Source organism: Sphingobacterium sp. UBA7038, assembly GCF_002494055.1.
In the GTDB taxonomy this organism is placed as follows: Bacteria; Bacteroidota; Bacteroidia; order Sphingobacteriales; family Sphingobacteriaceae; genus Sphingobacterium; species Sphingobacterium multivorum.
In genome coordinates, this window is record NZ_DLAV01000024.1 from 72,017 (window position 1) to 87,473 (window position 15,457).

12 protein-coding genes are annotated in these 15,457 nt (G+C 39.2%); 7 read left to right on the plus strand and 5 right to left on the minus strand.

Translation table 11 applies throughout. From position 1 onward, the window contains the following. Positions 1-40: 40 nt before the first annotated feature. Together B3H30_RS16275 and B3H30_RS16280 are read left to right on the plus strand one after the other, a co-directional pair. Positions 41-331: a hypothetical protein gene (locus B3H30_RS16275; RefSeq protein WP_112375250.1), complete on the plus strand. Its 291-nt coding sequence runs from the start codon at positions 41-43 to the stop codon at positions 329-331. Further along, positions 332-901, plus strand: coding sequence for a hypothetical protein (locus tag B3H30_RS16280; RefSeq protein WP_286834643.1), 570 nt, complete (start codon positions 332-334; stop codon positions 899-901). 760 nt (positions 902-1,661) lie between these two features. On the opposite strand, the gene B3H30_RS16285 is transcribed toward B3H30_RS16280, so the two are convergent. The 4 genes from B3H30_RS16285 to B3H30_RS16300 form a co-directional block, all read right to left on the minus strand. After that, positions 1,662-2,582 carry a hypothetical protein gene (locus tag B3H30_RS16285; RefSeq protein WP_286834644.1) on the minus strand — a complete coding sequence of 307 codons (921 nt, stop codon included), beginning with the start codon at positions 2,580-2,582 and terminating at the stop codon, positions 1,662-1,664. A 48-nt stretch (positions 2,583-2,630) separates the two neighbouring features. Next, a complete protein-coding gene (locus B3H30_RS16290; RefSeq protein WP_286834645.1) occupies positions 2,631-3,077 on the minus strand; it encodes a hypothetical protein in 447 nt (148 codons plus the stop codon). A 510-nt stretch (positions 3,078-3,587) separates the two neighbouring features. Further along, positions 3,588-4,739, minus strand: a complete 1,152-nt coding sequence (locus B3H30_RS16295) for a type II secretion system F family protein (RefSeq protein ID WP_286834647.1) — start codon at positions 4,737-4,739, stop codon at positions 3,588-3,590. A gap of 12 nt (positions 4,740-4,751) precedes the next feature. Further along, positions 4,752-4,964, minus strand: a complete 213-nt coding sequence (locus B3H30_RS16300) for a hypothetical protein (RefSeq protein ID WP_286834648.1) — start codon at positions 4,962-4,964, stop codon at positions 4,752-4,754. A 500-nt stretch (positions 4,965-5,464) separates the two neighbouring features. Between B3H30_RS16300 and B3H30_RS16305 the strand changes: the two genes are divergently transcribed. The 5 genes from B3H30_RS16305 to B3H30_RS16325 are packed head-to-tail and all read left to right on the plus strand — an operon-like array spanning position 5,465 to position 13,262. Then, positions 5,465-7,312 carry a hypothetical protein gene (locus B3H30_RS16305; RefSeq protein ID WP_286834649.1) on the plus strand — a complete coding sequence of 616 codons (1,848 nt, stop codon included), beginning with the start codon at positions 5,465-5,467 and terminating at the stop codon, positions 7,310-7,312. 17 nt (positions 7,313-7,329) lie between these two features. Next, the gene (locus B3H30_RS16310; protein ID WP_286834650.1) at positions 7,330-9,465 is read left to right on the plus strand and encodes a hypothetical protein; all 2,136 of its coding nucleotides are present in this window, start codon (positions 7,330-7,332) and stop codon (positions 9,463-9,465) included. An 8-nt stretch (positions 9,466-9,473) separates the two neighbouring features. Continuing rightward, complete coding sequence (locus tag B3H30_RS16315; protein WP_286834652.1) at positions 9,474-9,890, plus strand: hypothetical protein; 417 nt, start codon at positions 9,474-9,476, stop codon at positions 9,888-9,890. Between the two features lie 33 nt (positions 9,891-9,923). Beyond that, positions 9,924-10,115: a hypothetical protein gene (locus B3H30_RS16320; RefSeq protein WP_286834653.1), complete on the plus strand. Its 192-nt coding sequence runs from the start codon at positions 9,924-9,926 to the stop codon at positions 10,113-10,115. Positions 10,116-10,124: 9 nt separating this feature from the next. After that, on the plus strand, positions 10,125-13,262 hold the full coding sequence (locus tag B3H30_RS16325; RefSeq protein WP_286834694.1) for a DUF6443 domain-containing protein: 3,138 nt from the start codon (positions 10,125-10,127) through the stop codon (positions 13,260-13,262). A gap of 518 nt (positions 13,263-13,780) precedes the next feature. Here the strand turns inward: B3H30_RS16325 and B3H30_RS16330 are convergent. Beyond that, positions 13,781-15,403, minus strand: coding sequence for a recombinase family protein (locus B3H30_RS16330; RefSeq protein ID WP_286834655.1), 1,623 nt, complete (start codon positions 15,401-15,403; stop codon positions 13,781-13,783). Between the last annotated feature and the right edge of the window lie 54 nt (positions 15,404-15,457).

The following is a 15,457-nucleotide window of genomic DNA, read 5'->3' on the forward strand; positions in this document are numbered from 1 at the left end:
AGAGTGTGTAACTAAAATTAAATATGCTGCTAAAGGTTACGTGAGTAAAGGTAAGGCAAACGTTGATACAGGACGAGCGACAGCCACGGGACGTGTTCAGGTGGCTAAATACGATCATAAAATGAAAAACGTATTTACGCGTAAAGAATTGACGGTTGAAAGTAAATTTAATACATCTTCTTTGACTCCTAATCAAGTGGCTGCAGAAGGTAATGTTCAGACGGCAGGAGGCTTGATTGTTGATAGGACAACCAGTAAAGGATTGGGTAATTCAGCTAGAGCTGTGACGACTGGTGCAGGCGCAGGAGTAGGTTCACAAAATAATAGATAAATGGGATTAACATACAACGTGTCGAAAAAAGAGCTTTTAGTTATAAGAAAAAAAATCTTCATGGAAGAAGGTCTGCCAAAGCTCGAAAAACAGGGGTTTAAAAGATCTCCATTCAGCACTTCCTGGTTTGGCTGGAATGCTGGAATAAACTGTTATATTTTTGAAATCGGTCGTTTATTGAATAATTCAATATTAGAAAATCTTAATGTTTATATAAATCGGGACGATAGATGGATTCAGATATATTTGAATATTTTTAAATTGTCACCAGCGGTTGAGAATATTGAACAGCTAAAAGAGTTAAATGGAATAAATTTTGGAATCCCTCCTAATAGTCTTACTAAAATGAGGTTAAGAGAGGATGGGAATAAAGGTATAGTTTTGATAAATGAACTGTTCTCACCGCATTATAAATTGGGTATAAGTTTTTCTTCAAATGGATTTCAACGGGAGGTGGAAAAATTGAAAAATTTAATCTCTAGCGATATGCAAAATATAGGGTTTTTTATTGAGAAATGGCATTCAATTTATCAAGTAAGCGTAACAGATTGGAATGGAAATAGAAAATAAAATCATCTAAAATTTGTTGCCAAGCTATATCTTTTGAAGTGATATTTTTAAACTTCACAAGGTAATAGTATTTCAAGTAAATGTTTATGTGTTTTATGGCGCCGGAGATCGAGTCAAATTACATGTATTGATAGCTAGTTTTAAATATTAAATTGAAAATGGGAATTTCAATGAAAAGTTCTTAGGGCCTAACAGTTATTAAATTTTTTTGAAAAATGATGATAAAGAAAATTTATGAAGGAGATCTAAAAAAGAACTAGGTCCAATCTAGTATAAGATTGGGCTTGGTTGTTTTAATTTATCTTTTAGGATCTTTACTTAGTTAGAGGAGACACTCATAGAATTCTATGACCTTCACCAGGGAATTGAAGTTGAATTCTAAATAGTAGGCGTGGGATTTTGATCTCGGTAAAGCTGTTATATGGGATATCGGCTTGGAGCAAACGATTTCTTCAATAGGGAGCAATTTTGTTCGTGTGACACTAATTTGACTCATTAGTATCGCTCGAAAACAAATGTAAATTTAGCAATCGGATATTTGAACCTAGATAACCTTGATTGATTGCTTTTTTTTTCTTGAAACTGTCTCATAAAGTGTATTCATTTAAAAATCATTAACGATGACCTTACAACTATGGCGTGACAACAGCTTTTGTAGATATTGTGAAGTTATTTTAAGGATAGTTGTCTCAAATGAATTAGTGCGAATAGTTTATTGAAGTTTACTATTCGCACTAAGATTTATATTTGTTTGGAACAATTAACGTTGTTGCGTTTTCAAAGCCTGAACTTCATTTTTCAAACTTTTGATTTCTCGACTTTGATCAATTAAGTACAGCGTCATTTCCTCAATTTTCTGTAGTAACTGACGGTTCAGCTCCCCCAAGGCGACACCATTCTCCTCAACAGATTTTGCAGGAGCTATATTTGGTAAATGCTTATTTTCTTTTACAAAACTTGCAAGTGAATCCAGGGGCATCAGTTGATGATCGTCATTGAAGACATAGTCAGGCCATGGATTGGCTTCAACCTTGATCTCTTTAGCACGAATTGTTCCATTCACAGCTAGTTTTTCTGTAGGATTGGCTGTACCTATGCCAACATTGCCTTTAGAAGCAGCCTTGATGGCTAGAATACCTTCTGAAGAAGTAAAAGTGTTGCCAACAACCAAATCCCAATCGTATGTCATAGGTAGCCTTTTTACTAAATTAGGCTCATTTCCAGTTGTCAGATAAGTATTAAAACCAGTGTTAAAATTAATAGAACGTATTTTGATATATACAACTAAAGGCGCTGTAACACCAAAAGTTTCGATCGCTCTAACACGAAAAGCTTTTGTGTTAGGATTATGGTCTATCGTGAAATTTACGGCACCTGTTGTATATACGTTATTGTTGACCCGACCGGCCTCCTGCCAGCTTGGACTATTTGCATGGGAGGAAGAAACTATATGTGTCGCTGCTGCGGCCATATTACCTCTCGTATAGGTTATTGATACTTCATAATAAGCCGATGCACCGGCCGAGAGCGGTTTTGCTGATGCAAATTCAATAAAATCCCCAATCTTATAATTAGCTGGGAAAGTGACATTGGTTTCCAAATAATCATTTACATTTTGTGCCTTTACAGCATAGCCAAATCCTGATAAAATCAGAATAATGAATAAAATAAATTTGTTCATAAAATATACTTTAATTGTGATTAAAAAACTGGACCTAAAAGAGGTGTTTTATCGGTTCATTTTTAATACATCAATTTCTTTTCTTAAACTTTCAATTTCTTGATTGAGCGTTTTCATGCCCTTATTTTGTTGAATAAGGTACAAAGTCATCTCCTCAATTTTCTGTAGTAACTGACGGTTCAGCTCCCCCAACGCGACACCATTCTCCTCAACAGATTTTGCAGGAGCTATATTTGGTAGATGCTTGTTTTCTTTTACAAAACTTGCAAGTGAATCCAGTGGCATCAATTGGTGGTCATCGTTAAAAACATAATCTGGCCATGGAGACGCTTTCACTTTGATTTCTTTTGCCCGAATTGTTCCGTTTACAGCTAGTTTTTCTGTAGGATTCGGAGTACCGATACCAACATTTCCATTCGAGGCGGCTTTGATGGCAAGAATGCCTGGAGTCGGAGTAATTGTGTTGCCAACGATCAAATCCCAATCAAAAGTCATTAGAAGAAGACCTACAGTCTCCGCTTCAATACCGGATATTGTAGAACTCGTGTAACTAGTGTTAAAGTTAATAGAACGAATTTTTATCGATACTTGCAATGGTGCAATTATCCCGAGCGTATTTATGGCTCTTATCCGAAAGGATTTAGTACCGGTATTATGATCTATTGTGAAATTAACACCACCACTTGTATATACGTTATTATTTATTCGACCTGCTCCTAGCCATCTCGAAGGATTGGAGTGGGTGGAAGAAACGATATGTGTGGACGCAGACGCTACGTTACCCCTGGTGTAAGCTATTGAAACTTCATAATAACCTGACGCACCTACTGCGATTGGTTGGCTGAAGCGAATTCAATATAATCGCCAACCTTGAAATCTGCAGGAAAAGTAACTGTAGTCTGGAAATAGTCATTCGCATTTTACGCTTTGGCACAGTAGCTATATCCTAAAAGGAGTAGGACGATTGAAAAAATAAACTTGTTCATAAAATATACTTTATTGTGGTTAAAAACTATTGCTCATTTGGAACATCGGCAGGTACATGGCGATGAGGATCAATCCAACGACCAAGCCCAAGAAGATAATGATAAAAGGTTCAAGCAAACTGGAGAGCGTAGAGGTCTTGTATTCGACTTCTTCCGTCAGCTGGGTTGCTATCTTTTCAAAGAAAAAATCCAGTCTGTTCACCTCCTCGCCAACACGAATCAATTGTACCGTTTTTGCTGGATAAAAAGGATATTTGGAAAGTGCGGCGTGTAAGGATTCTCCCTGTAAAATTTCCTTCTCGGCTCCCTCCAAGGAATGTGCTATCGGATAAAAATCGGTCATTTGCTGCACCAGCTGGATAGACTGCAACAGCGGCGTGTTGGTGCTGACCAATAGACGCATGGTATTAGCGAAACGCGCCAAATGGACCTTGCGAATAATATCGCCAAATAGTGGAAGTCGCAATATAATCCTGGAAGACCACTTGCGCCACCACAGCTGCTTCTGGTTGAAACGGATAAATATAATAAGACCAATAAGGACTAATACACCCCACCAAAAAGTGCGGTCCATAAATTGGGAGACTTTTAAAATAAACGCCGTAATGGCCGGTAGCTCGCCGCCGAAGCGTTTGAAAATATCCGAAAACATCGGTACCACAAACTTGAGCATAAACAGTACCGCTCCCATCGAGGTGCTTAAGACAATGACGGGATAGGTTAGTGCTGAAATAATTTTACGGCGCTGCCCAATCTTACTTTTGTAGAAAGAAGCCAATTCTTTCATGACCTCGCCAAGTTTCCCGGTCTCTTCTCCAATACGTAAACTGAAAAATTCGTAATTGCTGAATTTTCCGCTTTTACGGATGGCATCTGATAGGCTGTCGCCCACAAGGACATTGCTCTTGATTTCTTGGAACAACTTGTTGTCCTTGCTATTTTTCTGATCCAAAAGAACAAGATCAAATGCAGTCTTGAGGTCAACACCAGATAAGAGCAGGGTACTGAATTCGACATAGAACTCTTCTTTTTTCTTGTCGGGAAGCTGGCCGTTTCCAAAGCTGATGTCTTTGTTCAGAAAGGCCAAAATATCGCCAGATCCTTCTTTTTTCTTAGGGGAAGTAGGCTGTTCAGGCTTTTTCTTATATTTTGAGATATCAATTGAAGGCATAGACGAAATACATTAATTAGTGATCTCCGATTCAAGCTGTAAAAGTTGCTGAGCCGAATAGATCTTATGGTAATCAAATTGATGTTCTTTATTTTCAAACCGGATATTCAGGTTAATATGATCCGTCAGTTCTTCCGATGGAAGATGCTGTATCCTTGGCGTCATATCCAGGTTGACAGTTTGGATCAAAAAAGTATCTTTTTCTACGGTGTTTTGATTTCTCACAATGAATTTAGGTGCAAACTCATAACTGATATTTCCGGATTCATTTTCGCAGATCAGACTATTTTCGCTTGTTTTTAACCAAACCGATCTACCAATGTCCTGTTCCAGCAGATGTTTGAAGAGGCTGTAGGAGAAACGCTCCTGTCGTTGCTTTTGCTGTCGTAGAATAGTTGCATAAATACGCTCCCATTTTTTTGACTAAGAATAAGCAGATTTTGTTTTGATTGAATATACATATCGGCCAACAATATTTTCTATCTTGATAATATACCAGTGAAGTTCTTTTAGTTTTTGAGATTGAAAATCCTGGATCAGGATCTTATGGCTAATGTTAATTATTTTTGAATAGGGTGAAATTTCTGTTTCACATTTCATTATGTTTCATTATATTAGTGTAACAAAACCATTTATTAATTAAATTGACAATCTGATAGCCTAGTTTTGCTTCAAAGCTATTCTAGCTTGCTCCGTTGAGTATATCAGTTTTATTAGCCGGATTTATGAGAAAATTAACCTATGCTATCCGTTATTTGCTGGGCATTATGCTTTTTATTGGAGGTTCAACTCCGAGTTCAGGGCAGATGATCCGTGATTTCAATGCATCGATACAAAGTCCATCCGTTTCGAGTTTGGGACTTTTTAAAGAAATGCCTGTTTCACTGTTTACCGGACTTCCCAATGTTGAAATACCTATTTATAATCTGCATGAGGGAGAATTAAATGTTCCCGTTAAGCTCAGTTATCATGCTAGCGGCTTTAGATCGGACTTAAAACCGGGGATTATTGCTCCTAACTGGAGCCTACAGTCCAGTGGCGTAATCCAGCGGAAAGTAAAGGACAGGGCTGATGATATGAACTATTATGGATATGATGGCATTCCAAATCTCGGGATTTCCAAGTATGAAGCAGAAAGGTATAATTATTCGGGATTCTATTTCAATAGGGATACGCTGAAGACGATGATGGGAACGCGCTGGGGACAGATCAGTTTCCTGAATGACCTTGCTTTTCCACTATCTTCTTCCAATCCGCTGACCAATACACTGCTTGGCTACCGTGATACGGAACCGGATGAGTTTTCCTTTAGTCTTCCCACGGGCGGAGGAAGCTTTTATCTGGATATAGATGGGAACTGGGTAGTTGCGGCGGATAAAAATTTCAAAGTTGAACTCAATAGCACGTTTCTTGAAGTTCCCTTTAAACTACCGGTAACGAGCAAGGATAAAGATGGGTATTCTTTCAGTGGAGCTTTCGGTAACAACTGGAGGGCACAATATGGCAGTTATAAAACCTTTGGAGGTTTTACGATAATCGATGAGGACGGTACGAAATATGTATTTGGGGGCAGCAGTAACTATATTGAATACAGTATTGATTTTGTTAATCAGGATAGGGACTTCTGGCAGGCAGATGCCTGGCATCTGAAACAGGTAATTCACCCCAATGGCGAGATAATCGACTTCAAATATACTAGGGGCGCTTTCACGGCGCAGCTTTCAGAATACAAATATTGGAATATACAGACTAAATATAGCAATACCAATACCTCTATCTTTAATTTTCTAGGAGCAATTTCATGTGGAGGAAACAGCCAGTCACTGCAATCTACATTTACAGGAAGATTAAATGCACCGATCTATCTTTCGGAAATCATAAGCTCCAGCAAGAGAATTACGTTCCAGTATGAAAATAATCCGACAAAGATTGCGGCCACATGGGTAAATCAGGGGATATTGCAAGCCGTAAACCCGTTTACGAATATGCATAACTTTTATTTTCAGAGTCTAAGTTATCCTTCTGTACGTCTGAACGAGGAAAATGATAGCGCCAATTTCCCTTATTATTATAATACATTAGCTCTTCCCTATCTGATACAATATTATAATAACTTATCATCCTCATATGGCTCTGCGGGAACAATTCCCTATAATTTCCGGTCCGCTGATTTTTCGTATTTCTATTCGAGTTTTCTTGAGGATCTGAGGCTGTCGAAAATCGACATTTTCAATAATGTAAATAGCGGGGTTAATGCGGACGGCACGCTCACAGTGCTTCCATCAGATGCCCTGAGCGACATCTCGAAAATACAGCATATCGACCTGAACTATACGACTTCCACAGCAAGCAGTAATAGGTACAATCTGACCGGAGTGGTTTTCAGCGATGGAAATAGCTCAAAAATCAGTTCCTATGCCATGGATTATAATGCGTTGGACGGTAACTGTTATTTTTTCAATGGACGGACAGACCACTGGGGTTCTATAATTCGAACGCGATCTACTCGGTGGAAACCAATGATCTTAAAAATAATCCTGCAAAATATTATAACGCCCGCAATCCTTCTCTGATGCATACGAAAATGAATATGCTAAAGTCAATCACCTATCCCACTGGTGGAAGGGCGGAACTGGATTATGAATTGAACGACGCATATTTCTCCGTTCCGAAAAATCGTACAGACTCTTTGAACCTCTGGAATAAATCTGTGGGAGGATTGAGAATAAAAAAGCTGAGCTTCTACCCGGAAATAGGCTCCCCGATCGTTAAAACTTATCATTATGTGACCAATTACAATACAACTGGTCAGCAGAGATCCAGTGGCGTGCTTTCCCATGAGATACAGTACAATTTTCAGGACTTCAAAACCAAGGCGGCCCAAGGAGATGTATATGTGACAAAAACAATATTTTCCAATAATTCTGTAATTCCCGCAGCTAGCAGCAGTCAGGGAAGCCATATCGGGTATAGTGAAGTTGTCGAGGAGAATTCCGATGGAAGCTATATTAAGCATTATTTTACGAATTTTGACAATGGACACAAAGATGAATCAGGACTGTCAGTTATTGCAGATTTAAGCCCGTATAATCCCTATACATCTAAAGAAGCAGAACGGGGGAAAGAGTACAAGACCGAAATCTATGATAATTCCAAAAGGTTGGTAAAGAAAGTGGAGACAACTTTCATAAATCTTAATCCTGCCCAGAATATATCTAAGGCAATTTATGTAGAACGAAATAAATTGTGTGCGGGGGAATGGTATGAGTCCACTGCAAAATATTATGTGAATTACACGTATTCCGTCCTTCCCTCCAAGGAAAAAGTTACTGAGTATGTCTATAACGGAAGCAGTTCTACTACAGCGGTAAATACAACAGAATACAGTTACTATGAGCATAGAAAACCAAAAGAGATCACGCGAAATGACAGTAAGGGCAATATTCTGAAAACTGAATATAGATATTCCATTGATATGGCTTCAAGTGGTTATTCCGATCCTTTTGGGCAGGCTATAAATACATTGGCCCAAAAAAATATACTGGTACCCATTGAAAAGATCAACTACAAAAATGGGAGTCCAATTTCCGCGGAAATATATGAGTATAAATCATATGCCGGACTTAACAATCCCGCACAGATCTCTAAAGAATTTCAGTGGAATAAATTTCTCTCTGCATCCTATCAGAAATTATATAAGTCCGGAACAACCCTGACAAAAGCGGGTAATATCGATGAACTTGCACGGATAGAGTCTTATAATAAATATGGAAAACCGACTGAAATACTATTCAAACAGGCTGACAGGATCAGTTATGTGTGGGGATTTTACAAGGACCGTCCAATTGCAGTAGTAAAGAATGCTGATTATGCTACGATCAAGTCCCAGTTTGGCGCCAACATTGATCTCGCTGAACGGTACTTTTTGACAGAGTCAAAAATAAATGATCTTGAAAATAGTATCAGGAGTTATTTCAACAAGACGGATATCTATTTCTACAATAGCAACAGTCTGGGGCTTCTCTCCAAGATAGGCAGCCCACAGGAAATTAATGTTTTTTACGCATATGACAATGCTCAGAGGCTAAAAACTGTATATGATGCCAACCGAGATATAGTTAAACGATACGACTATGGTTTTGCTGATATTAACTACATTCCTCAGGCAGAACCTGGGGCGATAGTTTATGCGAAACTGGTCTATGAAAACTGGAATCCCGGTGCTGGAAATAACTATGCGGATGTTATTGTGAAATTCTTTTCCGATGAGGCATGCACCAGACCTATACGTGTTGAAAATATGACCGTCAATTATAATATAAACTTTGGGTGTGCGAATATTCCCGGTCTGCCAGTGGGTGAACCTATTGCAGAGCCAGTTGATGGAATGTATGGTGGGGACACATACGGCACCGGAGGTTTAATTGATGGTGGGGAGGTACCGGAGCCTGTTCCACCCGGCCCGGTTCCGGCAGGTTATTATCGCACAGCGGTTGCCAGTGGAACTTCTGTCGTTCTTGCATACCAGGCAAAAATATATGGCTCCTATGAGAGTGACTGCGAATGGATCTATGAGCCTCCAACTTTCTGTCCTGAATGTGGTCCGGGCGAAGTGCCGGGTCCGAATTATCCTGGGGGTACCTGGGTACAGATATGTCTGGTCGAGCAATGTGCCGATAATTATTTTTTACAGCCGGGGACCAATTATCGGATTACCTTTTATTAAAATTTATTATGAAGATCTTAATATTATCTATTATTCTCGTACATGTTGGGTTTTTCACATTTGCGCAGCAAAATGCCCAGCTAAGGAATGAACACTTACTTCTTAGCCGGATGGAAGAGTCAATAAAAAACGGGCTTACATTAACGGAAGAACAATCCGATGTTTTCTTTAAACTGGACAGGGAACGCAGCAGACTGGTCGACAGTATCTATTTCAATTTTAAAGGCAATGGAGATGATCTGGGAAAGAAACGTTCGGAAAAGATCAAGTCTGTACAACGGGACTTTAGGATTAGAATGAAAGCATTGCTTGATCCAAGTCAGTTACAGCGTTATGATTCTCTACTGGAAGCAATGAGAAAGCGTTCGGATAAAAGGATGGAGGCAATTAACCATCGGCGTGGAATTTCTGCCGGCAGTAAATAACACATATTTTGGAAACAGTGTAAATATTCTTTTATGCAGCTTAATTTAAAATATATAGCGTCATTTTTAGTCATGGCCTTTTTATCCGGGGAAATGAATGCCCAGGTGATCCCGACCCCTTATCCAAATTATATCTTTACGCGGGTGATCATGAAAAAGGGGACAAAGACAGATTCGGACCTTTTGGTACTTCCTTCGGATAGCATGCGTGCTGATGTTCAGTAGTTTGATGGTCTGGGGAGGCTCTTGCAGACTGTAAACGTAAAGGCGTCATCAGACAATAAAGATATTGTCACCCCAGTCAGTTATGACGCGCTCGGAAGGGAGACAAAAAAATATCTGGCTTATGCGTCAGCTGGTAGTGCTGGATCTTATAGAACAGGTGCCCTTGATCTGGCCAATTATAATAATAGTGCACAATATAGATTCTATCAGCAGGAAACAGGCGCGGTGGCAATGATTTCAAATCCATTTTCGGAGACTGTTTTTGAAAGCTCATCCCTCGACCGTCCCTTAGAGCAGTCTTCCCCTGGTGCAAGCTGGGCCATAGGCAATGGGCATACAATGACGACTGCCTACCAGATCAATATAGCTGGGGAAGTAAGGTTATGGAATATAAATTATAATGGTACATTAAGTACGGGAGCAACGAGCACCGGTTCATATAATGCCGGACAGCTATATAAGATTGTATCGAAAGATGAGCAGCAGAACCAAGTTCTTGAGTATAAAGATAGGGATGGGCTGCTAATCTGTAGAAAAGTACAGAATGGCGGTACAGATCAGGCACCTGCTTTTGTGACAACGCAGTATGTCTATGATGATCTTGGTCAACTTATATATGTTATACCACCTTCACTGGACAATATTTCAACTTTTACGGAGTCGGATGCCAGCTTTTTAAATTTTATTTATGCCTATCGTTATGATGGTAAATTAAGGCTTATTGAAAAAAAGGTTCCGGGCAAAGGGTGGGAATATTCCGTATACAATGTCGCCGGACGGGTTGTCTTTTCCAGTGATCAGGCGCAAAGAGATCGCGGTAAATGGGGATTTGTTAAATATGATGCACTTGGAAGGATCATCATTACAGGAGAAGCGGCAATTGCCGTGGGGACAACCCGAGCAGCTTTACAGCAGACAGTCGATAATACTTTAAAACCCACAGGAAGCACACAGCTATATGAATCGTTTGATGCGACCCTGACGGCTACAAAGGGATATACAAATATAACGATGCCAACCAGCGGAACTACCATTTTTACGGTCAGTTATTATGATGACTATGCAGTACTCGGTAATTCCTCGCTGAATCCTTACAGTACATATTTTACCCTACCAAATGGGACCGCCAGCGAAAGTCAGCATACAAGAGGGCTACCCACAGTGACTGCGACGAATATATTGGGAACCAGTAAATTTCTGATCGTGGCGACATACTACGATAATAAGGCGAGAATAAGTAAGATCGTAAAGGAGCACCAACTTGGCGGAGTAGATATTACCACCAACAGCTATAATTTTGTTGATGAAGTAGTTTCCACAACCAGAAAACATTATAAAGACGGAGCTCTGGCTCTGACACTTAAAAACAGTTATAAATATGACCATGTAGGACGGATATTAACAGTGGGGCATAGTGTAAACAGTCAGAATGCAGTAACTTTGGTCAGCAATGAATATAATGAGATCGGGCAGTTAAAGAAAAAATCTGTCGGAGGAGATGGCTCGGGTGCAAATTTTCATAACGTCACGGAATATGGCTATAATGCCAGAGGCTGGCTGAGATCCGCTAGCTCGCCTTACTTTAGCTATGGGCTCAGGTATGACGACCCTGAGCAGGGAGCAACGGCACAGTATAATGGTAATATTTCTGAGCAGTACTGGACCCGTCAGGGAGAGTCAGGATCCAAGTTTTTTACTTACAGCTATGATAGGTTGAACAGACTAAAAGATGGAAATTCGGCCTCTATGCGCGAGCAGGTAGATTATGATTTGATGGGGAATATCACCAGCCTAAAGCGGGATAATGCAAATGCTATTGTATATGCCTATATCGGAAATAGACTTGATTCACTGAAAGGGGGGCTCTCCGGACGCTATACCTACGATGTGAACGGAAATGCCAAAACAACACGCATGGGTATGAACTTGAACTATAACCATCTTAACCGTCCGGATTCCGTTTGGTTCGGCACAATGAAAGTTGGATACCTGTATGACGGATCGGGAGGGAAATTAAGGAAAATAGTCAGTTCCGGCAACACTACGACATTGCGAAATTATATTGAAGGGATAGAGTATAATAAGGTTGGTTCTGCAAGCCATACTATCGAAAGGGTGGCGACAGAGAACGGCTATCTTGTCAATAGTGGAGGATCATATGTTTACCACTATTTTCTTGAGGATAACCTTGGAAATGTACGTGCGGTTTTAAAACGTAATGGATCCAATGTAGAGACGGTACAGAAACAGGATTATTATCCATTCGGGAAGACGAAATCTATTTTGGCAAGCGCAAGCAATAGATATCTTTACAATGGAAAGGAAAAACAGGACGAAATCGGAGATCAGCTGGATTATGGTGCAAGATTCTATGACCCTGAAATCGGTAGGTGGAATGTTGTGGATCCTCTGGCAGAGAAAATGCGAAGACACTCACCATATAACTATGCTTTTGATAACCCGATTCGTTTCATAGATCCTGATGGGATGGCGCCGTTATGGAAACCGAGGGTCTATAATAATAAATTGGTACTTCAAAAAGAACAGGGTGACAATGCTCAGACATTGGCAAAATTTTTAAATGTTGACCAGAATACTGCTAACAGGGAATATTCAAATAGAAGCAAATATGGTCTATTGAGGTTGTCGGACAAGATATCAGGTGTTGCATCTATTAATTCAGCATTAAATGATATTGTAGCGAATAAAAGCCGTTATGCGGAATATACACCGTGGTATAAGTTTAATCAAATTAATTATAATTGCTATGAATCAGCCATTGCCACTTCCATTGGTGATACTCCCCGTTTCCTTTCAAGCCGAGCTACTGAGAACGCTGATTTTGCAAGCATTATTAGTTCAAATTATCGTGAAGTTACTGAAAAGAAAGATGATTATATTTTTGGTGAAACAGTTGTGAGTTTTAATGAGGAGAATTCCAATTTTTTTGATGGAAAGTATGAGGAACCTATCCACGCAGCAATCTATTTAGGTGTGTCCAAAGATGGGACTTTGTATCTTTGGTCTAAGAATGGATTTAAAGAGACACCAAAGGTTCAAACAAAAAAGGAAGTGCATAGGATATATGATAGTGCTCGGAAAATTAGGTATTACAATTTGAAAATGGATGACGAGGATGAAGAATAAAACTGTACTCTATGGTATTGCTATTTTTTTATTCTTTATAGCGATATTACAATTAACATTACTTTTAGAAAATCACAGGTTTAAATTTGACCATTTTCTTATAGTTATTCTTCTTATAATCTTATTGCTCTTTAGAAATAAGGTTTCATGGAGTTTTTTATTGATTTTTTGCTTGTATGGCGTGTATAATATGATTTTTAGACAGCAAATTTACAGTGATCCTACTTACATGAACTTTACAGGATCTTTATACAATAAAATACGTTCGTTTTTTGAGTATTACCAAAATAATTATGTTTGGACCTTCTTATGGGATTTCCCTAGATATTTTTATATATTGATGGTTTCTCTAATTGTAGCAAATCCTATAAGAAATCTATATTGGAGTAAAACTTCCAGAGCTAAATAATAATATATCTTACTGAAAGAAACAAATGGTTATACTTTTATCTTTTAAAGTGAATATCTTAGTTTTTTGCGTTATCTTTATCTATAGGCACTTGCAGCTAAAACGTATGTCAAACCAGTGAGTTATTCGGTGAGTAGGGAAATGGAAGGTTTGTAAATAACTGATAAATAGACTGATGCAAGTAGGGTTCGATTCCCCTACGGGCTACTAAACAGGACAAATGAAATTGATTTTCGTTTGTCCTGTTCTTTTTTTGAAGTAATCCGTTGTTTATCTGAAAGATATAGTTTGCGATTATGTTCATTCGGGCGGTTCGATACGTTTTTCCGTCAAACTCCAATTTTTCAGGGAATATCGAACCAATTATACCTCTCCTTGTCTTGATTTCGCCCTCGCTGTACATTTTGGGAATATTCTCTATGTACTTTAAAGCCCTGTCCAAAGACTCTTCTATATTGATTTTCTTGGTATCAGAACCGTCCTTGCTCAACTGTTCTTCCAAACTCTCGATTCGTTTTCTACATTCATCTTTGATTTCGAGGTATTCCTCATCATCAATAATTTCAGATAACAGTTTGTTGCGTGCTACTGATAATCTTGCATTCAGTTTATCTATTTCCTGTGCAATCTGTTTCTTTTCGTCAAACGGATTTTTTACGAATTTCTTGTAGTTGTCCAGCAACAGTTTTTTCACTATTTGAGCAGAACCGTTTAACGCAAACTGTCGCATACTCTTTTCAAAAATATGGTTTGCTACTTCGGCTTTTTGACGGAAGCCACAAGAGGAAACGCAATGATAATAGTAATATCGACTTGTTCTTCCTTTGGAAGCACTTCCTGTCAGGTTGCGACCACATTCAGGACATACCAAGAAACCACGTAAGGGCAGGTTCTCATCTGAAAGTATTTTGGTATTGGGGCGTTCTATCCTTTTGTTTCCGTCCAATATCAGTTGCACCCTATCAAAGAGTTCTTTGGATATAAGCGGTTCGTGCTGACCTTGTACCAGATGTGCTTCTTCGTCCTTGAATTTGGCAATGAATATCTTACCATAGTACAGCGGATTACGTATGGCTACGTGGAAAGCACTTCGACTGATAGTAGTCTTGTGTAACGTATTCATATTCTGCCGTACTTGGTCACAGGCAAACACGCCTTTTGCTATTTCATTGAAAGCCCAACGCATAGCTGTTGCTTCAGGTTCTTTTGGAGCAATGTATTTTCGTCCGTCCTCTTTGCTTCTGTTGATATATCCGAAAGGAGCTCTACCCATTAAACGCCCTTCTTTCCTTGCTCTACGCATTCCATAAAACGTATTTAATGCCCTGCGGTCATTTTCCACTTCGGGAGCGGACAGATATATCGCAAGCATCATCTTGTTTTCGGGAATGGAGAGGTCTAAAGGCTGTTCTACCGCTTGTGGTTCTATGCCAAGTTTGTTAAGTGTGCTAATCATCTGATAGGCATCACCTGCATTACGGCTGAACCTGTCCCATTTGGTAAACAAAACAAGGTCAGTCTTTGAACTTCTCTTTTTAAGACTGTTCAATAATCTTGTCCATTCGGGACGATTAAAAGTCTTGGCAGAATGGTCTTCATAAATAACCTGTCCGACAGCAATCTTATAGGTTGCACAGTATCTTTTCAGACGTTCCTCTTGGTCGCGCTGTGAATATCCCTTGTCTGCCTGTTCATCTGTGGAAACACGTATGTATAAATCGGCTCTTTTCATAGCTAATCTTTTTAAGTGGGTATTAATTTGTGGGATTAGCTAAAGTACAAAATA

Excerpts from the sequence above, each read along its gene's own strand:
- B3H30_RS16280 (WP_286834643.1), top strand. The coding sequence starts at position 332 with ATGGGATTAACATACAACGTGTCGAAAAAAGAGCTTTTAGTTATAAGA.
- B3H30_RS16285 (WP_286834644.1), bottom strand. The coding sequence starts at position 2,582 with ATGAACAAATTTATTTTATTCATTATTCTGATTTTATCAGGATTTGGC.
- B3H30_RS16290 (WP_286834645.1), bottom strand. The coding sequence starts at position 3,077 with ATGACTTTTGATTGGGATTTGATCGTTGGCAACACAATTACTCCGACT.
- B3H30_RS16295 (WP_286834647.1), bottom strand. The coding sequence starts at position 4,739 with ATGCCTTCAATTGATATCTCAAAATATAAGAAAAAGCCTGAACAGCCT.
- B3H30_RS16305 (WP_286834649.1), top strand. The coding sequence starts at position 5,465 with ATGAGAAAATTAACCTATGCTATCCGTTATTTGCTGGGCATTATGCTT.
- B3H30_RS16310 (WP_286834650.1), top strand. The coding sequence starts at position 7,330 with ATGCTAAAGTCAATCACCTATCCCACTGGTGGAAGGGCGGAACTGGAT.
- B3H30_RS16315 (WP_286834652.1), top strand. The coding sequence starts at position 9,474 with ATGAAGATCTTAATATTATCTATTATTCTCGTACATGTTGGGTTTTTC.
- B3H30_RS16320 (WP_286834653.1), top strand. The coding sequence starts at position 9,924 with ATGCAGCTTAATTTAAAATATATAGCGTCATTTTTAGTCATGGCCTTT.
- B3H30_RS16330 (WP_286834655.1), bottom strand. The coding sequence starts at position 15,403 with ATGAAAAGAGCCGATTTATACATACGTGTTTCCACAGATGAACAGGCA.